Below are 23976 nucleotides of genomic sequence, written 5' to 3'. Positions count from 1 at the left end.
CTCAGCGCGGCGCGCTGGGCTGGGCGCCGGTCGCCGCCAGCGCGTCGGCGCGGGCGCGATCGCTGGCTTTGCAGCGGCAATGGCCGATCTGATGCAGTTCTATCAGGTGGCCGGCCGGGTCGCGCAGGAACAACTGCGTCAATTCCGGCGCGGCGACGTTGGCCTGCCGCCAGTGGGCGATGCCTTGCCGCAGCAATTCCGCCTCCGCCTGGGCGATGTCCCGCACCGCCAGCGCCACGTGATTGTCCACCGGGTCCTGATCCGCGCCCTGCGCGTACGGCGACACGCCGTCGTTGCCCAGCAGGTGAATCTGGCAGTCGTTGCCCAGGTCCAGGAAAAATCCGGGCACTCCGGGGATGTGCCAGCGGCCGGCGTCGGCGTTCAGGCCCAGCACGTCGCGGTAAAACGCGCCCATGGCCTCAACCAGATTCAGCGGCATGCGCAGGCCATGATGGTGCAATTCCAATACTTCGATAGCCATTAATTTGCTTCCTTAAAGTTGGGGGTGACGATAGAGGCGGCCGCCTGTCGCTATATAGTACGTTATACGTACTATACGTCAAGCGTATTTTTATTTGGGATAAACGCAAGCGTCAGCCAAGCCAACAAGCCGCGCGTCAGCGGCTATATTGGCTTCATGCAATAAGGGTAGGTTTCCATGTGAATTGTTTTAAACAAGAAATTTAAATAGAAAAAAAGCTTGCTATCTAATTAAGTGAAATCTAGTATTCGTTTAATGACTTGTAACTTGATGTTGATAGGGACCACGACGGGTCAAGCATGACGCGAAATCTATTCACCAGCCTGGCGGCTGGTTTCTTGTTGGCCGGCGGCGCGGCGGGCGCGGAGACGCCGGTCTGGAAACAGCCGGAGTACGCGGCGGCCATCGTCCAGGCCAGGGCGGGGCAGACCGCGCCGGCGCTGGCGCTGCTGGAGCGGGAGCGCGCGCGCGGTCCGCTGCCGGCGCCCTTGTTGGACGATTATCTGACCCTGCTGTACTGGAGCGGGCGCGGCGCGGAAGCGCTGCGGCTGCTGCCCGGGCACGAGGCCGACATGTCGGCGGACACGCTGGCGCGGCTGGCGCGCGCGGCGCGCGACCAACGCGACGCGGCGGAGGCGGCGCGCATCTATCGCGTGTTGCTGGCGCGCCAGCCCGCGGCCGGCTATCGCGCCGGCCTGGCCATGGCCCAGGCCGAAGCCGGACAGGCCGCCGCCGCGCTGGCCGTCTTGGACGCCGCGCCGCCCGGCGCGCCGGCCGACGAACTGGAGCTGACCCGCGCGCGCGCCTATGTGCTGCTGCAAAGCGGAGACCTGACCCAGGCGCTGGATTATCTGATCCGCGCGCGGACGCGCTTTCCCGGTGACCCGGAACTGGAGCGCAGCTATCTGGGCTGCCTGCTGCGCCTGGGCGCGCCGTGGCAGGCCAGCCAGGCCGCCGGCGCGTCCGCCGCGGATTCCCGGCTGGTCTTGCAGATCGATTTCGACCGCGCGGCGACTTTGAGCCGTTGGGGACGCATTCAGGAAAGCCAGGACAGCGGGCCGGGCCGGCACGCGCAAACCGACGCGGCGCTGAAGCTCAACCAGGACATCGCGGCGCGGCCGGAAGCCGCGCGGCCGCCGTTCGCCGCGCTGGCGGCGGACGACCGCGTGCAAATGCTGCAACAACGCGGCCTGTCCGCGCAGGCCATCGCCCTGGACCGGCAGCGCACCGGCCAGGCGTGGTCGCCGTACGCCCGCGCGGCCTTGGCCGACGCCTATCTCAATCAGCGCCAGCCGCTACGCGCCGAGGCGCTGTACCGCTCGGCGCTGCGCGACGCGCCGCAGGCGGACGAGGCCTTGGATTGGCGCATCGGCCTGGTCTACGCCCTGCTGGAGTCCGGCCAGCACGCGGCCTGCCGCCGGGAACTGGCCGCCTTGCAAGCCGCCACGCCCCGGCAGAAGACCGACCGCGCCAGCGGCCGACGCGTGTTCAATCCGGCATTTCAGCGCGTGGCCTTGCTGGACGCGATGGTCACCGCTTATCAGGAGGACAGCCGCGGCGGCTGGGAGAAGATGGAGGCTCTGCTGGACGAGGCGTCGTTCAATCCCGAATTGCGCCAGAACCAGGGCAGCCTGGCGCTGATGCGCGGCTGGCCGCGGCTGGCGCGCGGCGTGTTCACCCGGCTGGGCGTGGACGAGCCGGACCAGCCGGAAGCGGCGGCCGCCGGCCTGGCCGGCGCCGCGCTGGACCTGCAGGAGCTGGACGAGGCGGACCGCCAACTGCGGCGGCTGAACGAACTGGACGTGGACAACGCCGGCGTGCGCCAGTTGCGGGAACGCGCCCGGCTGGAACGGCGGCCGGAGCTGGTGCTGGAGGGGAAGAAGGACCTGAGCGGCGGCCAGGGCGCGGGCGAACAGAACGCCTGGGAGAGCTCGGCGCGGCTGTATTCCTCGCCGTTCGGCCACTGGCGCTTGTTCGGCCTGCACCAATTGCAACGCGCCAGCTATGTGAACGAGACGGCCTCGGCCCGTTACGAGGCGCTGGGCATGGGCGCGGAATGGCGCGGCGAGCAGGGGCGCGGCGAATTCGGCCTGACCGGCCAGATAGACGGCGGACGGCGCGGCGGCGCTTTCGCCGGCTACGACTGGACGCCGGACGACTATTGGACGCTGGGCGCGCGCTTCGAACTGAACAGCGCCGAAGCGCCGTTGAAAGGCCGGCTGGACGATGTGCGCGGCAACCGCGCGCAGCTGAGCCTGCAGTACCGCGCCGACGATTACCGCAGCTACGCCTTGCAAGCCGAGGCGCTGTCCCTGTCCGACGGCAATCTGCGCCGCGCGGTGTCCGCCAACTGGGACCAGCGCTGGGTCAGCGGCCCGCGCTACAAGCTCAACACCATCCTGACGCTGGCGGCCAGCGCCAACGACGCGGTGCCGTCCGCCCGCTACTTCAACCCGCGCGCCGACGGCGAAGCCTCGGTGACGGCGATGCAGGAGTGGAAGCTGTGGGGCGAGTACGAAACCACCTGGCACCAGCGCCTGGGGCTGACGCTGGGCAGCTACACCCAACGCGACTTCGGCGCCGGCGGCGTGTGGGGCCTGCTGCTGGAACAGGAGTGGCGTTGGGGCAGCCGCGGCAGCCTGCGCTACGGCTTCACCCGGGTGCGCCATCCCTATGACGGCAAGGCGGAAACCGGCAACAAGGTTTATCTCAATCTGGATTGGCGCTTCTGATGAAAATGAAACAATGGCTGGCGGCCCTGATGACGGCCTGCCTGTTGTGGAGCGGCTGGGCGCAAGCGGCGGCCGGGCGCTTGGTGATCCTGTGCTATCACGAGGTGGACAAGACCGACAGCGGCGCCTCGGACCCGTTCGCGGTGGACGCCCGCGCGCTGGTGAAGCAGATGGAATGGATGCGGGGCCAGGGTTACCGCTTCGTCAGCCTGCAGCAGGTGCTGGACGACCGCGCCGGCGGCAAGCCCTTGCCGGACAAGGCGGTGCTGCTGACTTTCGACGACGGCTACCGCAGCGTGTACACCAATGTCTATCCGGTGCTGAAGCTGTTCCAGGCGCCGGCGCTGATCGCGGTGGTGGGCAGCTGGCTGGAAGCGCCCGAGGGCAGCCGGGTCAGCTACGGCGACGGCGTGGCCGGGCGGAGCAAATTCCTGAGCTGGGAGCAGATCCGCGAAATGCGGGCCAGCGGCCTGGTGGAAGTGGCCAGCCACAGCTACGCCTCCCATCAGGGCGTGCTGGCCAACCCCCAGGGCAATCTGGAGCCGGCGCTGACCGCCCGCGCCTACCGCGCCGGCGGCTATGAAAGCGAGCCGGCCTACCTGGCGCGCATCCGCGACGATTTGCGCCGCAACAGCGCGCTGCTCAAGGCGCGGCTGGGCGTGGCGCCCAGGGCGATGGTATGGCCCTACGGCAGCTACTCGCCGCAAGCGGCGCGGGTGGCGGCGCAGGAGGGCATGCCGGTGACCATGGGGCTGGGCGCGGGCATCAACGGCCGCGACACCCCGCTGGCCTCGCTGCGCCGGGTGCTGCTGGACGCCAATATGGACCTGGCCGATCTGGCCTATCAATTCAAGCAGCTGAACGGCTGGCCGGACGGCGTACGGCCGGAACCCAGCCGCATCATGCACGTTGACCTGGACTACATCTACGATCCGGACCCCAAGCGCCAGGACGAAAACCTGGGCCGCTTGCTGGACCGGGTCAAGGCCATGGGCGCGAGCACCGTTTATCTGCAGGCCTTCGCCGATCCCGACGGCGACGGCGTGGCGCAGGCGCTGTATTTCCCCAACCGCCACCTGCCGATGCGGGCCGACCTGTTCAACCGCGCCGCCTGGCAATTGCAGACCCGGGCCAACGTCAGGGTCTACGCCTGGATGCCGCTGTTGGGCTTCGCGCTGCCGGCCGGCCATCCGCTGGCCGGCGAACGGGTGCTGGCGGAGCAGGGCGGCGGCGCCCAGGCCAAGGTCCAGGGCTATGCGCGGCTGACTCCGTATTCGCCGCCGGTGCGCCAGCTGATCCGCGAGATTTACGAAGACCTGGCGCGCGGCTCGCGCTTCAGCGGCCTGTTGTTCCACGACGACGCCACCCTGTCCGACTTCGAAGACGCCGGCCCGGCGGCGCGGCTGGCGCGGCAAGGGCAGGGCCTGGCCGCCAACGTGGCCGAAGTGCGCGCCGATCCGGCGCAGATGGCGCGCTGGACGCGCGACAAAACCGCCTTGCTGGACGACTTCAGCATGGAGCTGGCGGCCGTGGTGCGCCAATACCAGCCGGACTTGCGCACCGCGCGCAACCTCTACGCCGAGGTGGTGCTCAACCCGGATTCGGAAACCTGGTTCGCCCAGTCCTTCGACAGCGCGCTGAACCACTACGACCGGGTGGCGGTGATGGCGATGCCGTATATGGAAAACGCGGCCGACCCCAAGGCCTGGATGCGGCGGCTGTTCGACAAGGTGGCGGCCAAGCCGGGCGCGCTGGAAAAAACCGTGTTCGAACTGCAGGCGGTCGATTGGCGCAGCCGCAAGCCGATTCCCACCGCGGAACTGGCGGCCACGGTGCGCGAGCTCAACACCCTGGGCGCGCGGCATATCGCCTACTACCCGGACGACCTGTTCCACGACCAGCCCAGGCTGAAGGCGTTCAAGCGGGTGTTTTCGCTGACCGCGCATCCGGAAGAATGAAGGCCGGCGGCGGCGGTCAAGCGCCCGCGACAGGGCGCGCCGCGGCCGGAGGCGAGGTCCGTCGGCGAGGCGGCGGGACCGATAGACGATTGATGATCCATCGCATCAAGGGGCGAGGAGACGTGTTGTGAACCTGGCATTGATACTGCTGCTGGCATATGCCTTTTTTTATCCGTTGTTCATGGCGTATTTGTGGATGGTGGGGGCGGTGCATTACTACCTCCACTACGAAAGAAAAGACCCGCCGCTGAACCAGCCGCCGACGCTGGACTATCCGCCGCTGAGCGTGGTGGTGCCCTGCTACAACGAAGAAGACAATGTGCGCGAAACCCTGGCCTACGCGCTGGCGCTGGACTACCCGGATTTCGAAGTGATCGCGGTCAACGACGGCAGCCGGGACGCCACCGGCGCCATCCTGGACGAACTGGCCGCCGCGCATCCGCGGCTGCGCGTGGTGCACCAGGCCACCAACCAGGGCAAGGCGGTGGGGCTCAACACCGCGCTGGCGCTGGCGCGCCACGAATACCTGCTGTGCATAGACGGCGACGCGCTGCTGGACCCGTACGCGGGCAAATGGCTGATGCGCCATTTCCTGACCTCGCCGCGCGTGGGCGCGGTCACCGGCAACCCGCGCATCCGCAACCGCACCACCTTGCTGGGGCGGCTGCAGGTGGGCGAATTCACCGCCATCATCGGCCTGATCAAGCGCGCGCAGCGCACTTATGGCAGATTGTTCACCGTGTCCGGCGTGATCACCGCCTTCCGCAAGACCGCGGTTTACCAGGCGGGCTACTGGAGCGAGGACATGCTGACCGAGGACATCGACATCAGCTGGAAACTCCAGCTCAAGCACTGGAACGTGCGTTTCGAACCGCGCGCGCTGGTGTGGATCTTGATGCCGGAAACCCTGCGCGGCCTGTGGAAGCAGCGGCTGCGCTGGGCCAAGGGCGGCACCCAGGCGCTGATGCGCAACGCCTGGGTGCTGCGCACCTGGCGGCACCGCCACATGTGGCCGGTGTACTCCGAATACTTCCTCAGCGTGGTCTGGTCCTACACCATGGCCGGCATCATCGTGTATTGGTTGCTGAGCCTGGTGTTGGGAGACTGGCTGCCCCAGGTGGGCACGCCGCTGATCCCGCGCTGGCACGGCATGGTGCTGGGCGGCACCTGCATGCTGCAGTTCATGATCAGCAAGATGATGGACAGCCAGTACGACGCCAAGCTGGGCAAGAACTACTACTGGATGGTCTGGTATCCGCTGGTTTACTGGCTGCTGAACGTCTGCACCACCATCGTGGCTTTCCCGCAGGCGGTGTTCCGCAAAAAGGGCAAGCGCGCGCGCTGGGTCAGCCCGGACCGGGGGGTGAGGGCATGAGCCGGTTGGGAGACGGCCTGATCATCCAGGCCTCGCACAATATGAGCGCCTTGCAGCGGCTGCTGTCCTGGCTGATGACCCTGGCGTGCTGGCTGGCGTGGTTCTATCTGTGGCTGCCGGCCCTGGCTTACGTCGGCTACCTGATCTGGGGCCGGGACGTGCTGCCGGCGGCGCTCCGCGCCGAGGACGCGCCGGAACACCTGGGCAGGCTGCGCGACTACGGCTTGGAGATCGCGCTGATCGGGCTATGCCTGCTGCTGTGGTCGCGGATCAATTACTGGCGCTTCGCCGGCAAGCAGAAGCGCAGCCCCATCCCCAACGTCACGTTGGAGAAACTGGCGGAAGACCTGGGCGTGTCGCCGGACGAGCTGCGCGACGGCCAGGCCGCCAAGGTGGCGGTGGTGCACCACTGCGGCGAGGGCGGCATCGCCCGCATCGAAACCGTGACGCGGCTGCCGCCCGGCTGAGTCACCAGCCGCCGAACAAGGGCAGCAGCGCCAGAGCCAGCAACAGCGCCCAGGCGGCCGCGCCGGCGCACAGCGCGCTATAGGCGAAGTGCTGCGACTCAACCTCTTCCTCCAATCCCAGGATGGCCGGCAGCCCGTGGTAGAGCAGGGCGAAGGACGCGGCCAGGCCCAGCAGCGCGCCCAGCAGATTGAAGGCCGGGTCCGGCGCCAGCAAGGCCAGGCTGGACAGCCACAGCGGCACCGCCGCGCCGGCGGCCAGCAGGAAGCACTGATCGAAGCCCGCGGTCAGCTTGCGGCCGGCGGCCAGCGCCTGCAGCGTCCAGGCCATCAGCGGCACGGTGGCCAGTTCGGCGACGAAGAACAGCGCGGCGGCGGCCAGCCAGCGTTCAAGGCCGGCGGCGGGCGCGTAAAGCTGGCCGTGGGCCAGGCCGGCGTAGCAGATCATCAGCGCCGGCAGCAGCGAGAACGGCAGCACCAGCTTCAGCATCAGGCGGCGCGGCGACGGCGCTTGCGCGCGCAGTTCGTCCCAGCCGCCGTGGCTGGAAAACAGCATCTTCGGATAATGGCTCAGTTTCATGGCAACACTCCTTGGGCGGGACGGGCGACGGCATACTCTCAATATGTATCATGATGTGATATAAATTCAAGCATGAATCCCTTTCCAGACCCCCCCATCCTGAGCAAGGCGGATTTTGAGCGCCTGTCCGAATTCCGCCATCAATTGCGCGTGTTCCTGCGCTTCAGCGAAGACGCCTGCCGCGGCCACGGCCTGACCCCGCTGCAATACCAGCTGCTCTTGCACGTGCAAGGTTATCCGGGCCGCGACTGGGCGACGGTGGGCGAGCTGGCCGAGCGGCTGCAGTCCCACCACCACGGAGTGGTGGCGCTGGCCAGCCGCTGCGAGGAGCTGGGCCTGGTGCAGCGCCGGCCCGGCCGCGAGGACCGGCGGCAGGTGGAAATCCATCTGACCGAGGCCGGGCGCAATCAGGCGCAGGCGCTGGCCGCCTTGCACCGCGACGAAATCCGGCTGCTGCGCGACAAGCTGGCGCCGCCGGGCTTCGACCCGACTTAGATCCGGCTTAGACCCGCTAACAAAACCCCTGATCCTGCATTGCGCCTCCTTGTCGTACTACGAGTACTGTCCTGCGTCGGCGCGCCTTGGCCCAGGTTCTCTGCGAGGTTTTGTTCGCGGCGCTTAGAACCGGTTTACGATCTCGCGAGCAATGGCGAGACAAGGCGAAAACGGCTGAAAAAGCGGAGTGTACACACGGTACATGAGCATTTTGAAGCCGCTTTCAACGCCGTATCGCCGACGCGTAGCAGATCGTAAACAGGTTCTTAATCGCCCAGATAGCGCCGGCGCAGCCGCCGCAGCCGTCCGTCCGCGGCGACGCGGTCCAAGGCCTGCTGCAAACGCTGGACGCGCTGCGGCGGCGTGGCCGGATTGAGGGCGAACCAGTACTGGCCGCCGCCGTCCAGCAAATAAGCCGGCGCCGCCGTGCGCGGCGGCAGCTTCAGCTTGCCCAGATGCCAGCGCATCGCCCAATCCAGCATCGCCACCAGATCGACGCGGTCCAGCAGCAGCTTGTTCAGATTGGCCGCGTCGTCCTGGCCGGCGTCCAGCCCGTCGCGACGCGGGTCCAGCTCCGCCAGCCGGTTGAAGGCGGCGGAGCCGGCCAGCGCGCCCACCCGATAGCGCCGCGCGTCGGCCGCGCCGCTCAGGCGGATGTCGCGGCGGGCGGACAGCCGGTACAGAAAGACGCGGCGCGGTCCTATCGGTCCCACCCACTGGAACTGCGCTTCCCGCTCCGGCGTGCGCACCATGGCGAACAACAGCGCGTCCGGCGTTTTCCGCACCGTGGCGTAAGCGCGCAGCCAGGGCCGCACCTCGATCTTTAGACTGAGCCCGGCTTCCGCCGCGACCAGGCGCAAGGCCTCGGCGGCATAGCCCTTGACCTTGTCGTTTTCCACATAGCTGAGCGGCGGCAAATCCTCGGTATAGGCCTTGATGTCGGCCGCCGCCGCCGTCAGCGTCCAGCACGCGCCCAGCGCCGCCAGCAGCGGGCGGATGATTGTCCCCGGAATGACCATTTTTGTCCGTTATGCGTGATGGCTCACAGCATGGCAGTTTGCCAGACAAAAGGGCGGGTTTGATGACAAATGGGCGGTTTCAGCGCAGCGCCAACGCGGCGCCCAGTCCGATCAAGGCGCAGCCTATGCCGCGGTTCAGGCCGCGCTGCCAGCGCAGCATGCCGGCGTGCAGCCGCGGCTGGGTGAACAGCACGGCCACCAGCGCGAACCAGGCCAGGTGGGCGGCGGAAATGAATAGGCCGTAGCCCGCGCGCAGCGCCGGCGGCGTGTCCGCGTTCACCGCCTGGCTGAACAGGCTGAGCACGAACAGCGAGGTCTTTGGGTTGAGCGCATTGCACAGCAGACCGGCGCGCAACGCGGCCCAGGCGCTCTGCCGGCCGCCGTGTTCCGCGGGGCCGGCGGCCAGCGGCGGCTGGATGAAGGTGCGGTAGCCGATGTACAGCAAGTAGCCTGCGCCCAGCAGCTTGAAGCCGGCCAGCAGCCACGGCGTGCGGCTGAGCAGCAGGCTGAGGCCCAGCAACGCGCACAGCACGTGGAACTGCACCCCCAGCGCGATGCCGCAGGCGCCCAGCACCCCGTGGCCGCGTCCGTATTGCAGGCTGTTGCGGGTGATGACGGCGAAATCGGCGCCGGGGCTGATCACGGCGAGCAGGGTGAGCAGGGCAACGGTCAGAAATTCATTCATCGCGACAAGACTTTCATGGTGGAAACCCGGCTGATTGTCGCGGACTTGGCGCGCGGCCAAAATCGATTTATTGTCGGTGCATTGCGTGAGGAAAAATCACAGATGAGCTATCGCATTCCCGCCTTGAACGCGGTGCGCGTGTTCGAGGCCGCCGCGCGCCACGGCAGCTTCGTCAAGGCCGCCGCCGAGCTGTGCGTGACTCACGGCGCGGTCAGCCGCCAGGTCAGGCAATTGGAGGAGGGTTTGGGCGTGGCCTTGTTCGAGCGGCGCAACCGGGCGGTATTCCTGACGGCCGCCGGGGAAAGCTTTCGCCACAGCTGCGCCGAAGCGCTGCGCGTGCTGGAGCAGGGGGCGGCCCGGGCGCGGCGGCAGGCGGACGCGCCGCTGCGGCTGTCTTGCGAGCCCACCATCATGATGCGTTGGCTGATTCCGCGGCTGCCGGCGTTTCAGGCCGATCATCCCGACATCGAGCTCCTGCTGTCCGCCGCCGGCGGGAAAGTTGATTTTTCCTCACAGAGAATAGACCTGGCGCTGCGCCGCGACGACAGCGGCTGGGGCCTGGGCGACCACGCGGCGGAAGTGGCGCGCGAATGCGTGGGGCCGGTGTGCGCGCCGGCGCGGCTGAGCGCGGCCGGCGGCGATTGGCGCGGCCTGCCGCTGCTGCACGCGGATAGCAGGCCGGAGGCCTGGAGCCGTTGGCTGGCGGCGCAAGGCGAGAGCGCGAGCGCCGAGGCGGGCCGTTTCGAACACTTCTATCTCAGCCTGCAGGCGGCCGAGGCCGGGTTGGGACTGGCCATCGCCTCCGTCTACATGGCGGCGGACGCCTTGGCGCTGGGCCAGCTGACGGCGCCGGAGGGCTTCCGCGCCGACGGTTCCAGCTATGTGCTGCTGTCGCCGCGCCCCTTCGACGGCGACGCGCGCCGGCAGGCGGTGTTGGAGTGGTTGCGCCGGCAGATGGCGCGGGACCTGGCTAGTCAGCCCGAGGCTGGCTGGGCAGCCGCCAGGTCGGACTGCAAGCATTCGAACAACTCGCGCTCCTCAAAGCGCACGTGAGCCTCCATCAATTCGGCGAAGCGCGCCAGCGTCGTCGCGTCCGGGGTCGCCAATTCCGCGATCAGCGCGCGCAGCCGGCGGTGCTCGTCCAGCGCGCGAGCGGCCAGCGCTGCGTGTTCGGTGCGCGCCAGCCGTGGGAATAGCGTGCTTTCTTCTTCCGCGAAATGCCGTTCCAGCGCGTCGGCGCTCCAGACGCGCAGCTCGGCGGCCAGGCTGGCCTGGCGTTCCGGCTCGCCGCTGGCGGCGGCCAAGCGCGCCTGACGCGCCATTTTCAGCGCCTGGTGATGTTCGCGGGACAATTCCAGCAAGGCGGGGTGTCGTTTCATGAAGAGGAGTCCGGAGAGTGGGAAGGCGCGCGGCCGCGGCGCAGGCTGCTCAGCAGCAGGACGAGGAAACACAGCAGCGTCAGCGCATTGAGCAGGCCGGCCGCGCGCCGCCAGGCGAAAGCGCCGTCCAGCATGCCGTACAGCCGCAGCAGCAAGGACAGGTGCAGCGCCGCCAGCGGCGCGTAGAAGGCGGGACGGTAAGGCAGCTTCAGCCGCGTCAGCGCCGGGATGATGATGGGCGCGTGGCCGAACACCATGGAAAACACAAAGCCCAGGCCCATCGCGTGCAAGGCCGCGTCGCGCCAGGGATGACCGGGCAGCAGCGCGCCGGTCAGGCCCAAGACGCCGGCGATGGCCAGCCAGCCGTAACCGCAGAGCAGGGCGACGGCGATGTAGCGGGTCAGCCCGCGCTGGCGCGCGTTGCGCCGGGCGATGTCGTGGCGCAGCAGCCAGACGGCCAGCGCCAGCAAGGCCGCCGCGTACAGCCGCAGGCCGATGTCCGGCCGCCACAGGCTCAAGGCGGCGCCGCCGCCCAGCGCCAGGGCCGCCAGCGCGAAGCCGCGCCGGGCCGAAGGCTGCAGCGGCAGCAAGCGGGTCAGCTCCAGCCGTTCGCCGGCAATGGTCAGAATCAGGAAGGCCAGCCACCAGGGAATGGCCGGCTGCACATCCCCGCCCAGCCGCCAGGCCAGGTTGCCGATCAGCCAACACAGCGCGGCGGTGGCCAGGGTCAGGGTGAAGGCGGCGGCATGACGTCGCAGCACCTGGACGCCGCCGGCCAGCAAGACGACGGAGGCCAGCGTCTGCAGCCACTGCGCCGCCAACGGCGGCAGGCCGGCGATCAGACTCAGGCCGGACAGGCCGGCTGCCGCCGGCGCCAGCAAGGCCCAGCGGCGGTTCAAGGCCACCGCCCGCTCCAAGCTGATCACGCCGCCGAAGAAGGCGCCTATCATCAGCGCGCCGTGCCAGCCGGCCAGCGACGCTGTCGCGGCCGGCACCGCCCAGCCCAGGCGCGCCAGGCCGGCCAACGCGCCGCAGAGCAGGGCCAGCGCGGCCAGGCCCAGCCAGGGCAGCCGCCACGCCTGCGCCGGACTCATGCCTGCCAGCCGAAATGACGACGGCTGTCCTCGCTCATCCGTTCCGGCGACCAGGCCGGCTCCCAGACCAGATCGACGTGGATGCGGCGCTGCGGCGGCAGGCCGTGGGTGAGCGCGAATTCCACTTCGTCCAGAATCATTTCGCCCATCGGACAGGCGGGCGAGGTCATGGTCATCTCGATCAACAGCCGCTCCGGCTGCGGGTCGATGCGGTAGACCAGGCCCAGATCGATGATGTTGACGCCGATTTCCGGGTCTATGACCTGGCGCAGCAGGCCGCGCGCCAAGTCCACTTCCTGCTGCTGTTCGGGGGAGAGGGGGTCCGGCATGGAGGTCGCCTTTTAAGGTATATATTTTTTACACCTTATGGATGCTACGCCGGCGGAGGCGGCCGGGCAATAGGCCGTTCAGCTTAGCGCGGCTGACAGTGCCGGTTTCACGTCTGAGGCAAGGCGGCGTCAGGCGTTTTGTTGGCCGCTCTTAATCGCAACGCCGCACCCGCTCCCAATCCAGGCCGAAGCGCGCCAGGTATTTGCGCAGCCGGTCCGCGTCGTTGGGCTGGGCCTTGAGCTGGCGCGAGGCGGCGAACAGCCGGCGGCCGGCCTCGGACAGAGAGGCCGAGTCGCGGCAGACGCGCAGCACGCCCTCCAGCTGCATGCGGTCGAACAAGTCCAGCTGAGCCAGCCGCTCCGGGTCCAGCGCCGCCAGCGCCTCTTCCGACGCCTGCTCTTGCCAGCCGTGGCGCAGCCGCGCGATCTCTTCGCTGACGCCTTCCTCGTCGATGCGGCCGGCGTCGGCCAGCGTGGCCATCCGCGTGACCGAGGCGGACAGCTCGCGGAAGTTGCCCTGCCAGCGCGCCTGCGGCGAGGCGGCGAAGGCGAGGTAGGCGCGACGCGCCTCGGCGTTGAAGCGGGCGCGCTGGCCGTGCTGCTCGGCGTGGCGCGCCAGCTCGAACTCCAGATTGGGCTCGATGTCCTCGCGGCGCTCGGCCAGGCCGGGCAGGTCGAAGCTCCACAGATTGATGCGCGCGTACAAGTCCTCGCGGAAACGGCCGGCGCGCACCCATTGGCGCAAGTCCCGCACCGTGCCGCAGATCAGCTGGAAATTGCTGTGCACCTCGCAATCGCCGCCAAAGGGGAAGAAGCGTTTTTCTTCTATGGCCTTGAGCAGCATCGCCTGCTCGTCCAGGCCCAGCTCGCCTATCTCGTCCAGGAATAGCATGCCGCCGTCCGCGCTGCGCAACAGGCCGAAGCGTTCGGCGTGCGCGCCGGTGAACGCGCCCTTCACATGGCCGAACAGGGCCGACATCGCGCTGTCGCCGCGCAAGGTGGCGCAATTGACCTCGACAAAGCGGCCGTCCAGCCGGTGGCGCGTCTTTTTCAGCTGATACAGCCGGCGCGCCAGCTGGCTTTTGCCGGCGCCGGTGGGGCCGCTGAGCAGGATGGGAGCGTCGGAGCGCACCGCTACCCGCTCGATCTGCTCGATCATGCGGTTGAAGCGCGGGTTGCGGGTGGCGATGCCGGACTTGAGAAAGGACACGGTGTCGTCGCTCTCCTGGCGGAAACGTTGCGCGATCTGGTCGTAGCGCGACAGATCCAGGTCGATGAGGCTGACCTCGCCGGCCAGGCGCTGGCCCTGGCGCGCCGGCGAGCTTTGCAGCAGCCGCGCCGGCAGGTGGCGGGATTCGGTGAGCAGAAACCAGCAAATCTGCGCCACGTGGGTGCCGGTGGTGATGTGGACCAGGTAATCCTCGCGTTCGGTGTCGAAAGCGTAGCGCGCGGCGAAGTCGTGCAGCGCCGCGTACATCTCCTCGAAATCCCATGGGTCTTGCAGATTGACCGGATGCAGCCGGACCTCGGTGCCCGGCGACACCGCGGCGATGTCCTGCGCCGTCAGCTGCGCCAGCCGCGAATGATGGTTGTCGTGCAGCAGTTCCAGCCGCCGCAGCGGCATCTCGGGCTGGGCGCAAATGCCCACCGAGGGCCGCCATTTCTTCCAGCGCTCGGCGCCGTGGCCGCGCCGGTCCAGCACCGTGCCCAGGAAACCAATCGCCACTCTGTTGCGCATATCTTATCTATTTGGATAATTGAATAGATTATTTTATCAAAAAAGACTTGTCTGTGTTTTTGCGAAAACCGGCGGATCGGCGTTGAATGGAAGGTTTGTTATTGTTTAATCAATGGCTTGATCATTTTATTTCGAGCGGTCATGAAGCTGGCACGATTCTGGCAATAAGCGGAACGGGCGCGGAGGCGCAAGCCTGTCCGCGCCTTGGGGCGATGCGCGCCGACGGCGCGCCAAGAGCCTGTTCACGATCCAGCGAGCAAGAGCGGGGCAAGGCGAAGCAGCGGAAGAAGCGGAATGTGCAGTGGCTGTCCGAGCATTCCGACGCCGTTGACAACGCCCTGGTCCAAGCCGCCATGGCGCAGCAGATCGAGCGCAGGTTCTTAAGAGGGGCTAACAATAGTCAGTTTCACGTCTGAGGCAAGGCGCGCCGACGCAGGCAGTACTTGGGTACGGCAAGTCGGCGCAACGCAGCATCAGGTGTTTTGTTCGCCGCTCAAAAAACCGATATGCACAAAGAAAGACAAGAATATGACCGTGAATCCCTATCAAACCCTGCTGGCGGCCAACGGCGCGCCCATCAAGATGTGGACGCAAGGCGTCCCGGTGGAAGACGCCGCGCGCGAGCAACTGCTGCAAACCGCGCAGCTGCCCTTCATCTTCCGGCACTTGGCGGTGATGCCGGACGTGCACCTGGGCAAGGGCTCCACCATAGGCAGCGTGATCCCCACCGTGGGCGCCGTCGTTCCGGCGGCGGTGGGCGTGGACATCGGCTGCGGCATGATGGCGGCGCGCACCACCTTGAGCGCCGCGGACCTGCCGGACCAGCTGGGCGGCCTGCGCGGCGCGATCGAAGCCGCGGTGCCGCACGGCCGCAGCCCCTCCCGTTCCGGGCGCGACAAAGGCGCTTGGCAGCAGCCGCCGGCCGGCGTGGACGCCGCCTGGGCGCGGCTGCTGCCGGGCTTCGACGCCATCACGGCCAAATATCCCAAACTGGCGAAAACCAATAACCGCCTCCACCTGGGCACGCTGGGCACCGGCAATCACTTCGTCGAGGTGTGTCTGGACGAAGCGGACCGCGTCTGGTTCATGCTGCACTCCGGTTCGCGCGGCGTGGGCAACGCCATCGGCAATCTGTTCATCGAACTGGCCCAGGCGGATATGCGGCGGCACATCGCCAATCTGCCGCACCGCGAACTGGCTTATTTCGAAGAAGGCAGCCGCCATTTCGACGACTACGTGGAAGCGGTGGGCTGGGCGCAGGACTATGCGCGCCAAAACCGCCAACTGATGATGCGCCAGGCGGTGGACGCCGCGCGCGGCGTGATCGCCAAGCCCTTCGACGCCGAAGTGGAGGCGGTGAACTGCCACCACAACTACGTGCAGCGCGAAACCCACTTCGGCCGCGAGGTGCTGGTGACGCGCAAGGGCGCGGTGGCCGCGCACAAAGGCCAGCTGGGCATCATTCCCGGCTCCATGGGCGCCAAGAGCTTCATCGTGCGTGGTCTGGGCAATGAAGAAGCCTTCTGTTCCTGCAGCCACGGCGCCGGCCGCGCGATGAGCCGCTCCGAAGCCAAGCGCCGCTTTGACATAGACGATCAGCGCCGCGCCACCGCCCATGTGGAATGCCGCAAGGACGCGGAGGTGATCGACGAAATCCCGATGGCCTACAAAGACATCGACGCGGTGATGGCGGCGCAATCCAGCCTGGTGGAAGTGGTGCATACCTTGCGTCAGGTGGTGTGCGTGAAAGGATGAGGACTGGTTCGCCATCCGGCGCGCGCGGTTTTTAATGTCCTTTGCTAGCCGTTTGGCCGGCGCGCGGCGGACATTGAGCCGGTTCTAATGCAAGGCGTCGGCTGGGCGGGAGGCTCCGCCGACGGCCTGGAGACAAAGACAATGCGAGAATTTTTATTTCAACACCCGCTGGAAGACGCGATGCGCGAGCGGGTGCGGCGCGAACTGGACGCGCTGGAACGGCGGCACCGGGTGCGGGTGCTCTACGCCTGCGAATCTGGCAGCCGCGCCTGGGGCTTTCCGTCGCCGGACAGCGATTACGACGTGCGCTTCATCTACGTGCACGAGCCGGAATGGTATCTGCGCGTGATGCCGCAGCGCGACGTGATCGAACTGCCGATCAACGATGAGCTGGACATCAGCGGCTGGGAGTTGCGCAAGGCGCTGCGCCTGCTGCAAGGCTCCAACCCCACGCTGTGCGAATGGCTGCAATCGCCGCTGGTGTACCGGGCGGACCCGCAGGCCTTGCGCCTGCTGCGCGGCTTGGCGCCGGATTTCCGCTCGGACCTCAAGTGCCGCTGGCATTACCTGGCGATGGCGCGCAAGAACTTCAACGCCCATCTGCAAGGCGACAGCGTGTGCCTGAAAAAATACCTGTACGTGCTGAGGGCCTTGCTGGCGGTGCGCTGGCTGGACGCCGGACGCGGCATGCCGCCGACGCGCTTCGCCCAGCTGGCCGGCGTGGTGGACGACGCCGGACTGGCCGCCGAGATCAACCAACTGCTGGCGGTGAAGATAGCCTGCGGCGAGTCGATGCGCGGACCGCGCCGCCCGCGCATCCACGCCTTCATCGAACAGCAGCTGGCGGCGGCGGAACCGGCGCCGGCGTTGCCCACGCCCTGTGGCGACAACGCGCGTCTGGACCAGGCGCTGTGGCGGCTGGCCAGGCCGCTAGACCATGAACTGGGATTGGTGTCCAGCTGAAAGGACAGCATTGCGCATTCCATCGGGATAATAAGATGTTGGCGGCAGGCGGTCCGGCTCGCGCCGGTCGCCGCCGTTCTGACATCAACCCGGGGGTATCCTGATGAGCTACACCAATGTCGAATCCAGGCCTGGCCAGCAGCCACGCCATGGCCAAGTGTTCCAGCCGGAGTCGCGCGGCCAGTTCTGCGTGGACGGCGTCAACGCCCAATGCCCGCTGCTGAGCTGGCAGGTCAACGGCCTGGAAGGCGGCAAATTCTTCCCCGCCGTCGCGGGCGGCCTGCGCGACCCGCTGGCGCCGGACGACGTGGCCAATGTGGCGCCGCCGGCGGACGGCAAAATCGCCAGCGCCGGCCAGGCCTTCGCCGCGGTGCTGGACGAGCAGAGCGCCGAGCGTTGGCACAAGCACCCGGTCAAATCCGGCCAGACGCAGGAATTCCACTGGAGCTACCACGCGATCCACCTGACCCGGCGCTGGAACTACTTCATCACCAAGGCCGGCTGGAACCCCAACCAGCCGCTGAGCCGCGCCCAGTTCGAATCCGAGCCCTTCCACAAAGTGGAGCTGACCGCCCAGCCGTACTGGTCCCACGGTGCCGAACTGATGCCGCCGGAGCCCACTATCCACAATGTCAGGCTGCCGGAGCGCCAGGGCTACCACGTGGTGCTGGCGGTGTGGGAAGTGGCCGACACCGGCAACGCCTTCTACCAAGTGATCGACTTCGACTTCAGCTGATCGACGCGCTTCGCGCCACGCGCGGCGGCCTGGGCCGCCGCCGTCGCCTCCATGAAAGGAAGGGCAGATGAATCAATTCGCCAAGCCGGAACGGCGCGCGTTGAGCGACGACGCCGCGTTGATGCCGGAGATTGCGGGCAACTTCTTGATGGGTTTCTGGCACAACTGGCCGTCGGAGCCGGGCAACGGCTACCAGCGCGGCCAGTCCGCGGACCTGCCGCTGGCGGAAACCCCGGCCGACTACAACATCGTGGCGGTGGCCTTCATGAAGGGCGCCGGCATTCCCACCTTCAAACCCTACAATCTGAGCGATCAGGCCTTCCGCGAACAAGTGGGCGAACTCAACCGTCAGGGGCGGGCGGTACTGATCTCGCTGGGCGGCGCGGACGCCCACATCGAGCTGCATGCCGGGCAAGAGCAGGCGCTGGCCGACGAAATCATCCGCCTGGCGGAGACCTACGGCTTCGACGGCCTGGACATCGACCTGGAGCAAAGCGCCATCGCCGCCGCCGACAACAGCACGGTGATTCCGGCCGCGCTCAAGCGGGTCAAGGACCACTACGCAGCCGAGGGCCGCCACTTCATCATCAGCATGGCGCCGGAGTTTCCCTATCTGAAAGTGGGCGACAAATACGCGCCTTACCTCGCCGCGCTGGACGGCTATTACGACTTCATCGCCCCGCAGTACTACAACCAGGGCGGCGACGGCGTCTGGGTGGACGAGCTGAACGCCTGGCTGTCCCAGGACAACCAGGAGCAAAAGGAAGACTTCCTCTATTACCTGACCGACAGCCTGATCAACGGCACCCGCGGCTACCTGAGCATCCCGGCGGACAAGTTCGCCATCGGCCTGCCGGCCAACAACGACGCCGCCGCCACCGGCTACGCGGCGGACCCCGGCGCGGTGTACCGCGCCTTCAGTCGCTTGGCTGCGGACGGCAACCCCATTCGCGGCTTGATGACCTGGTCCGTCAACTGGGACGCCGGGCGCGACGCCGGCGGCCGGCCCTATGACTGGGGTTTTGTCCGCGACTACGCCGAACTGATCCACGGCGACAGCGGCGGCGGCCGCCCCGGCGCGCCGCAAAACCTCAAGGCGGACAGCCGCAGCGACACCGCCATCAGCCTGAGCTGGGAAGCTTCCCAGGGCGGCGAGCAGCCGGTGACGCATTACCAGCTGCACCGCGACGGCCAGCCGGCGGGCCAGACCGGCGCGCTCAACTATCTGGACAGCGGCCTGCAGCCCGGCACCGCCTACCGCTACTTCGTCACCGCGCTGGACGCCGCCGGCCAGGCCTCCGGCCCCAGCAACAGCGTGACCGTCAGCACCAGCGGCGGCGAGCCGGAGCCGGAGTATCCGGAGTGGCTGAACGAGCACGACTACCAAGTGGACGACGGCGTCAGCTATCAGGGCGGCCATTACCGCTGCCTGCAAGCCCACCGCTCCAACCCCGGCTGGACGCCGGACGTGGCCTTCACCCTGTGGCGGCCGGCGTGAGCTGAGCGCGGCGGCGGGCCTTGCAGGGGCCGGCCGCCGCTTTTTATTGCCGCTTGGCCGCCCAACTGGAGAAGCGCTGCTCCAGCGCCTCGCCGTGGTCGGTCCAGAACGCGGCGTCCATCGCCAGCGCGCTGGCCATATTGGCCGGGTGGCTGGGCAGCTCCGCCTGGACCGCGGCCGGCAGCAGGCCCAGCGCCTTGCGGTTGCTGGGGCCGTAAGGCATCTGCTCCGAATACAGCTTTTGCGGCTCCGGCCGGCTGGCGAAGGCGATGAACTTCAGCGCCTCGTCCTTATTGGGCGAACCCTTGGGAATGGCCCAGTAACTGAACTCGCTGATGTTGTTGCGCCACACCATGCGCAGCTTGCGGCCCTCGCGCCGCGCCAGGCTGATGCGGCCGTTGTAGGACGAACTCATCGTCACGTCGCCGGACAACAGATACTGCGGCGGCTGGGCGCCGCTTTCCCACCACTGGATATGGGGCTTGAGCTGGTCCAGCTTGCGAAAGGCGCGGTCCACCCCGGCCGGCGTGGACAAGGTCTTGTAGACCTCGGCCGGCGGCACGCCGTCCGCCATCAACGCAATCTCCAGCGTGTAGGGCGCGCCGCGGCGCAAGGCCCGCTTGCCGGGGAAACGCTTCACGTCCCAGAAATCCTGCCAGCTCTGCGGCGCGGTTTTCAGCTTGTCCTCGTTGTAGGCCAGCACCATGGAGGCCAGGAACATGCCGATGGCGCAGGGCTGGACCGCGCCGGGCACGAAGTCCGCCTTGTCGCCTATCCGCCGGTAATCCAGCTTCTCCAGCAAACCCTCCTCACAGCCGCGGCCCTGCGCCGCGGCGTCCACCTCCACCGCGTCCCAGCGCACGCGGCCGGTGGCCGCCATCGCCTTGATCTTGGCGAACTCGCCGTTCCAGGCGTCTGCGACGATGCGCACGCCGTTTTGGCGCTGATAAGGCGCGTAATAAGCGCGCGACTGCGCCGCCTGGTTCTCGCCGCCGTAGGACACCACCACCAACTCGCTGGCGGAGGCGACGCCGCCGGCCAACAGGCAGGCGGCGATGCTCAGATGCGTCAATTTCATGATCTCTCTCCTCTGGATGCTGCGTGGCCGGCTTATCCTTGCCGGTCCGGACAGTCTAGGAAGCGATCAAAAAACTGTAAAATTTATTTTGATTTTATTAAAAAACTGTTGCGGAGTCGGATGGCTTTGCTGCGCGCGGCGCCGGCGAGGCAGGGCGAGACAAGCAAAAAGCCGCTGGGGCAGCGGCTTTATTTGGAACAGGTTCTTGAGCCGCTAACAAAGCCGCGCAGCGTGCCTGAGCCAAGGCGCGCCGACGCAGGCCGTACCCGTAGTACGACAAGGAGGCGCAACGCAGGGTCGGGGGTTTTGTTAGCGGCTCTTAGTAGCTGGGCGGGGTAATCACCCAGACCACAACGGTCTCCTCGCTACCCGGATTGCGGTAGCGGTGCGGTTCGCTGCTGGAATAGGCGAAGCTGTCGCCCTGTTCCAGGTGAAACTGGCGCTCGCCGACGAACAGCTCCAGCGAACCCTTGAGCACGAAGCCGGCTTCCTCGCCGTTGTGGCTGTAACCCTCGTCGCAGCTGGCGCCGGGCGGGATCAGACAGTGGATCATCTCCAGCTGGCGCTGGTTTCGGGGCGTCAGCAAGTGGTCGACGAAACCGTTCTTATAATCCAGCCGCGGCCGTTGCTCGCGGCGCACGATATAGTCCTTCTCGTCCGCGGCCTGCTCGGCGGCGTCGTTGAAAAACCATTGCACCGTCACCCCCAGGCTGCGGGCGATATTGACCAGCGCGTTGATGGACGGCTGGGCCAGCTCGCGCTCGATCAGGCTGATGTGGCCCACCGACAAGCCGCTGGTTTCGGCCAGCCGGCTCAGCGTCAGGCCCTGGCGCTTGCGCAGCTGGCGGATGCGGGCGCCCAGCTGCAGCGGGGCTTCGACGGCGGATGTTGCGTTTTTGCTCACGATGAAATCCTGTGCGGCGGCGCTTGGCCGCGGTTCATGCTTGAATTTTATTAAAAAAATTTGCAATAAATTTTAATTTAAGCAAAATCAAAAAGCCACAGCGATGGCGTCCGCCAAACCCGATCAAAGGTCCACGCGATGAGCACCTTGTTCCCCCTGCTGTTCTCCCCGCTGCGCATCGGCCCGGCGTTGTTGAAGAATCGTATCATGTCCACTGGACACGACACCGTGTTGCCGGAGGACGGCCGGGTCAGCCCGGCGCTGGTGGCCTACCACCGGGCGCGAGCGCGCGGCGGCGTCGGCCTGATCGTGCTGCAAGTCTCCGGCGTCCACGAAACCGCGCGCTACACCTCCCACGCCCTGATGGCCACCGACGACAGCTGCGTGCCCGGCTACCGGCAACTGGCCGAGGCGGTGCACGCCGAAGGCTGCAAGCTGTTCGCCCAGCTGTTCCACCCCGGCCGCGAAATCATGGAAAGCGCCGACGGCCTGCTCAGCGTGGCCTACGCGCCGTCGGCGACGCCCAGCGAGCGCTTCCACGTGCAGCCGCGCGCGCTGAGCCGCGAAATGATAGACGAAATCATCGCCGGCTACGGCGCGGCGGCGCGGCGGCTGCGCGCCGCCGGCGTGGACGGCGCCGAGATCGTCGCCAGCCACGGCTATTTGCCGGCGCAATTCCTCAACCCGCAAGTCAACCGCCGCCAAGACGGCTACGGCGGCGACGATGCCGGCCGGCTGCGCTTCCTGCGCGAAGCGGTGGCCGCCGCCCGCGCCGGCGGCGGGCCGGGCTTCGTGGTGGGCCTGCGCATCTCCGCCGGCGAGGAAGAAGGCGAGGGCATGGACGCCGAACTGGCGCTGGCGGCCACACTGGCGCTGGAGAACGAATTGGACTACGTCAGCCTGGTGGCCGGCAGCTCCGCCACCCTGGGCGCCGCCATCCACATCGCGCCGCCGATGGCGCTGCCGGCCGCCTATCTGGCGGCGCAGGCGGCGCGCTTCAAGCGCGCGCTGAGCATCCCGGTGCTCTTGGCCGGGCGCATCAACCAGCCGCAGGAGGCCGAACAACTGCTGGCCGGCGGCCAGGCCGACGGCTGCGGCATGACCCGCGCGCTGATTTGCGACCCGGAACTGCCGGTCAAGGCCGAACAGGGCCGGCATGACGACATCCGCGCCTGCATAGGCTGCAACCAGGCCTGTATCGGCCGTTTCCACCGCGGCCTGCCCATCTCCTGCATCCAACACCCGCAAAGCGGCCGCGAACTGGAATACGGCGAACTGCGGCCGGCCGCCGCGCCGCGGCGGGTGCTGGTGGCCGGCGGCGGCCCGGCCGGCATGAAGGCGGCGGTGATCGCGGCGCAACGCGGCCACCAGGTCAGCCTGTACGAGGCCGGCCCGCAACTGGGCGGCCAGGCGCTGCTGGCGCAACAGCTGCCCGGCCGCGCCGAATTCGGCGGCCTGATCACCAATCTGGAACGGGAGTTGCAACTGGCCGGCGTGGAAGTGAAGCGCAACGCCAGGGTGGACCGCGAACTGGTGCGGCGGCTGGCCCCGGACGCGGTGGTGGTGGCCACCGGCGCGCGGCCGCGCTGGCCGGCGCTGGAAGGCGGCGGCGCCATGCAAGTGCTGGACGCCTGGCAAATATTGCGCGGCGAAGCGGTGCGGGGCGGCAATGTGCTGGTGGCGGACTGGCGTTGCGACTGGACCGGCCCCGGCATCGCGCTGCGGCTGGCCGCCGCCGGCCACCAGGTGAGGCTGGCGGTCAACGGCACCCATGCCGGCGAAGCGTTGCAAATGTATGTGCGCGACCACCTGGCCGGCCAATTGCAGCGCGCCGGCGTGACGGTGACGCCGTACGCGCGGCTGTACGGCCACGACGACGACAGCGTGTACCTGCTGCACACCGCCAGCGAGGAAGCGATGGTGGAAAGCGAAGTGGACTGCCTGGTGCTGTGTCAGGGGCACCAGGCCGAGGATGGCTTATTGGAAGAGTTGAGCGGTTGCGGCGCCGAGCTGCACGCGATAGGCGATTGCCTGGCGCCGCGCACCGCGGAAGAAGCCGTCTATGAAGGCATGCGGCTGGGCTGGCGCTTGTAGCCGCCGGCCCGGCGGCCGTCAGCCGACGATGTGCGCCGTCAGAACCTGTTCAAAGTCTCGCGAGCAAGGGCGAGACAAGGCGAAAACAAGCGAAAAAGCGGAATGTACTTGTGGTACATGAGCATTTTGAGCTTGTTTTTAACGCCGTATCGCTGAAGCGCAGCAGACTTTGAACAGGTTCTCAGGCCGCTGGCGTCGGCGGCTACCTGTTCGCCCAAAGTATGGCCGTCCGGGTAATCGCCGCCGTTCTGGCGGCGGAAGGGGATGGGAGGTTCGTCGAACACCCCAAGCAGCCTCCGCCGCCAGGCGTCCTTGGCCGCGTCCAGTTCTGCGCCGGCAAGGCGGTTGGCGTTGTAGACCGTATGGGTGGGCAACACCGCCATGCCGGGGTAGAACAGGCAGCCGTGTGTCACCGGAAACAACAGTTGTTCCAGCGGTTGTCCTCATTGCGGTAGCCATAGGCGAAGCCGTAAAAACCTGTTTACGATCTTGCGAGCTAAGGCGAGACAAGGCGAAAACGGCTGAAGAAGCGGAATGTACATACGGTACATGAGCATTCTGAAGACGTTTTCAACGCGGTATCGCCAACGCGCAGCTGATCGTAAACAGGTTTTAAGGC

Annotated in this window: 23 protein-coding genes; 12 read left to right on the top strand and 11 right to left on the bottom strand. The window is 67.4% G+C overall.

Going from position 1 to position 23976, the window contains the following annotated elements; genetic code table 11:
- Position 1 precedes the first annotated feature (1 nt).
- Entirely contained in the window at positions 2–481 is a 480-nt protein-coding gene (locus VK98_RS13650; protein WP_048414562.1) for a VOC family protein, read from the bottom strand.
- A gap of 299 nt (positions 482–780) precedes the next feature.
- Here VK98_RS13650 and pgaA point away from each other — a divergent pair, with 299 nt between their 5' ends.
- The 4 genes from pgaA to pgaD all read left to right on the top strand — a co-directional run bounded on the left by pgaA (position 781) and on the right by pgaD (position 7013).
- Positions 781–3213 (top strand): poly-beta-1,6 N-acetyl-D-glucosamine export porin PgaA, encoded by a 2433-nt coding sequence (pgaA, locus tag VK98_RS13645; RefSeq protein ID WP_048414561.1) that lies wholly within the window; start codon positions 781–783, stop codon positions 3211–3213.
- Positions 3213–5171, top strand: a complete 1959-nt coding sequence (gene pgaB, locus VK98_RS13640; protein WP_156187870.1) for a poly-beta-1,6-N-acetyl-D-glucosamine N-deacetylase PgaB — start codon at positions 3213–3215, stop codon at positions 5169–5171. The genes pgaA and pgaB overlap by 1 nt, the downstream gene beginning before the upstream one ends.
- Positions 5172–5298: 127 nt before the next feature.
- Positions 5299–6546 carry a poly-beta-1,6-N-acetyl-D-glucosamine synthase gene (gene pgaC, locus VK98_RS13635; protein WP_231589282.1) on the top strand — a complete coding sequence of 416 codons (1248 nt, stop codon included), beginning with the start codon at positions 5299–5301 and terminating at the stop codon, positions 6544–6546.
- Positions 6543–7013 carry a poly-beta-1,6-N-acetyl-D-glucosamine biosynthesis protein PgaD gene (gene pgaD, locus VK98_RS22850; protein ID WP_082159011.1) on the top strand — a complete coding sequence of 157 codons (471 nt, stop codon included), beginning with the start codon at positions 6543–6545 and terminating at the stop codon, positions 7011–7013. The genes pgaC and pgaD overlap by 4 nt, the downstream gene beginning before the upstream one ends.
- 1 nt (position 7014) lies before the next feature.
- Here pgaD and VK98_RS13625 read toward each other — a convergent pair whose 3' ends face one another.
- The gene (locus tag VK98_RS13625; RefSeq protein ID WP_048414560.1) at positions 7015–7590 is read right to left on the bottom strand and encodes a YIP1 family protein; all 576 of its coding nucleotides are present in this window, start codon (positions 7588–7590) and stop codon (positions 7015–7017) included.
- Positions 7591–7662: 72 nt separating this feature from the next.
- On the opposite strand from VK98_RS13625, the gene VK98_RS13620 reads away from it, so the two are divergent.
- Positions 7663–8085, top strand: a complete 423-nt coding sequence (locus VK98_RS13620) for a MarR family winged helix-turn-helix transcriptional regulator (RefSeq protein WP_048414559.1) — start codon at positions 7663–7665, stop codon at positions 8083–8085.
- Between the two features lie 266 nt (positions 8086–8351).
- Here VK98_RS13620 and VK98_RS13615 read toward each other — a convergent pair whose 3' ends face one another.
- Positions 8352–9104: an ABC transporter substrate-binding protein gene (locus VK98_RS13615; RefSeq protein WP_082159009.1), complete on the bottom strand. Its 753-nt coding sequence runs from the start codon at positions 9102–9104 to the stop codon at positions 8352–8354.
- Positions 9105–9183: 79 nt separating this feature from the next.
- Positions 9184–9789, bottom strand: a complete 606-nt coding sequence (locus VK98_RS13610) for a LysE family translocator (RefSeq protein WP_048414558.1) — start codon at positions 9787–9789, stop codon at positions 9184–9186.
- 102 nt (positions 9790–9891) lie between these two features.
- On the opposite strand from VK98_RS13610, the gene VK98_RS13605 reads away from it, so the two are divergent.
- Positions 9892–10842, top strand: coding sequence for a LysR family transcriptional regulator (locus tag VK98_RS13605; protein WP_048414557.1), 951 nt, complete (start codon positions 9892–9894; stop codon positions 10840–10842).
- Here the strand turns inward: VK98_RS13605 and VK98_RS13600 are convergent.
- The 4 genes from VK98_RS13600 to rtcR all read right to left on the bottom strand — a co-directional run bounded on the left by VK98_RS13600 (position 10764) and on the right by rtcR (position 14329).
- A complete protein-coding gene (locus tag VK98_RS13600) occupies positions 10764–11168 on the bottom strand; it encodes a hemerythrin domain-containing protein (protein WP_048414556.1) in 405 nt (134 codons plus the stop codon). The genes VK98_RS13605 and VK98_RS13600 overlap by 79 nt on opposite strands.
- A complete protein-coding gene (locus tag VK98_RS13595; protein ID WP_048414555.1) occupies positions 11165–12262 on the bottom strand; it encodes a hypothetical protein in 1098 nt (365 codons plus the stop codon). The genes VK98_RS13600 and VK98_RS13595 overlap by 4 nt, the downstream gene beginning before the upstream one ends.
- Positions 12259–12591 carry a metal-sulfur cluster assembly factor gene (locus VK98_RS13590; protein WP_048414554.1) on the bottom strand — a complete coding sequence of 111 codons (333 nt, stop codon included), beginning with the start codon at positions 12589–12591 and terminating at the stop codon, positions 12259–12261. Before VK98_RS13590 ends, VK98_RS13595 begins: the two co-directional genes overlap by 4 nt.
- A 151-nt stretch (positions 12592–12742) precedes the next feature.
- Entirely contained in the window at positions 12743–14329 is a 1587-nt protein-coding gene (gene rtcR / locus VK98_RS13585; RefSeq protein WP_048414553.1) for an RNA repair transcriptional activator RtcR, read from the bottom strand.
- 86 nt (positions 14330–14415) lie between these two features.
- On the opposite strand from rtcR, the gene VK98_RS13580 reads away from it, so the two are divergent.
- From VK98_RS13580 to VK98_RS24435, 5 genes are all read left to right on the top strand, one after another.
- Entirely contained in the window at positions 14416–14745 is a 330-nt protein-coding gene (locus VK98_RS13580; RefSeq protein WP_156187869.1) for a hypothetical protein, read from the top strand.
- A 112-nt stretch (positions 14746–14857) separates the two neighbouring features.
- Positions 14858–16084 (top strand): RtcB family protein, encoded by a 1227-nt coding sequence (locus VK98_RS13575; RefSeq protein ID WP_048414551.1) that lies wholly within the window; start codon positions 14858–14860, stop codon positions 16082–16084.
- 141 nt (positions 16085–16225) lie between these two features.
- Positions 16226–17047 (top strand): nucleotidyltransferase domain-containing protein, encoded by an 822-nt coding sequence (locus VK98_RS13570; RefSeq protein WP_048414550.1) that lies wholly within the window; start codon positions 16226–16228, stop codon positions 17045–17047.
- Positions 17048–17150: 103 nt separating this feature from the next.
- On the top strand, positions 17151–17783 hold the full coding sequence (locus VK98_RS13565; RefSeq protein ID WP_048414549.1) for a lytic polysaccharide monooxygenase auxiliary activity family 9 protein: 633 nt from the start codon (positions 17151–17153) through the stop codon (positions 17781–17783).
- 67 nt (positions 17784–17850) lie between these two features.
- A complete protein-coding gene (locus tag VK98_RS24435) occupies positions 17851–19281 on the top strand; it encodes a glycosyl hydrolase family 18 protein (RefSeq protein ID WP_048414548.1) in 1431 nt (476 codons plus the stop codon).
- 43 nt (positions 19282–19324) lie between these two features.
- Here the strand turns inward: VK98_RS24435 and VK98_RS13555 are convergent, their stop codons facing one another.
- Entirely contained in the window at positions 19325–20359 is a 1035-nt protein-coding gene (locus VK98_RS13555) for a polyamine ABC transporter substrate-binding protein (protein WP_048414547.1), read from the bottom strand.
- 319 nt (positions 20360–20678) lie between these two features.
- Entirely contained in the window at positions 20679–21263 is a 585-nt protein-coding gene (locus tag VK98_RS13550; protein WP_231589281.1) for a cupin domain-containing protein, read from the bottom strand.
- A 138-nt stretch (positions 21264–21401) separates the two neighbouring features.
- On the opposite strand from VK98_RS13550, the gene VK98_RS13545 reads away from it, so the two are divergent.
- Positions 21402–23357 carry an FAD-dependent oxidoreductase gene (locus VK98_RS13545; protein WP_048414546.1) on the top strand — a complete coding sequence of 652 codons (1956 nt, stop codon included), beginning with the start codon at positions 21402–21404 and terminating at the stop codon, positions 23355–23357.
- Positions 23358–23395: 38 nt separating this feature from the next.
- Here VK98_RS13545 and VK98_RS22845 read toward each other — a convergent pair whose 3' ends face one another.
- Entirely contained in the window at positions 23396–23779 is a 384-nt protein-coding gene (locus tag VK98_RS22845) for a hypothetical protein (RefSeq protein WP_053077387.1), read from the bottom strand.
- Between the last annotated feature and the right edge of the window lie 197 nt (positions 23780–23976).

The organism is Chromobacterium sp. LK11 (genome assembly GCF_001043705.1).
Taxonomy (GTDB): domain Bacteria; phylum Pseudomonadota; class Gammaproteobacteria; order Burkholderiales; family Chromobacteriaceae; genus Chromobacterium; species Chromobacterium alkanivorans.
The sequence above is the reverse complement of the archived record's forward strand: the minus strand, read 5'-3'. Positions and strand labels throughout refer to the sequence as shown.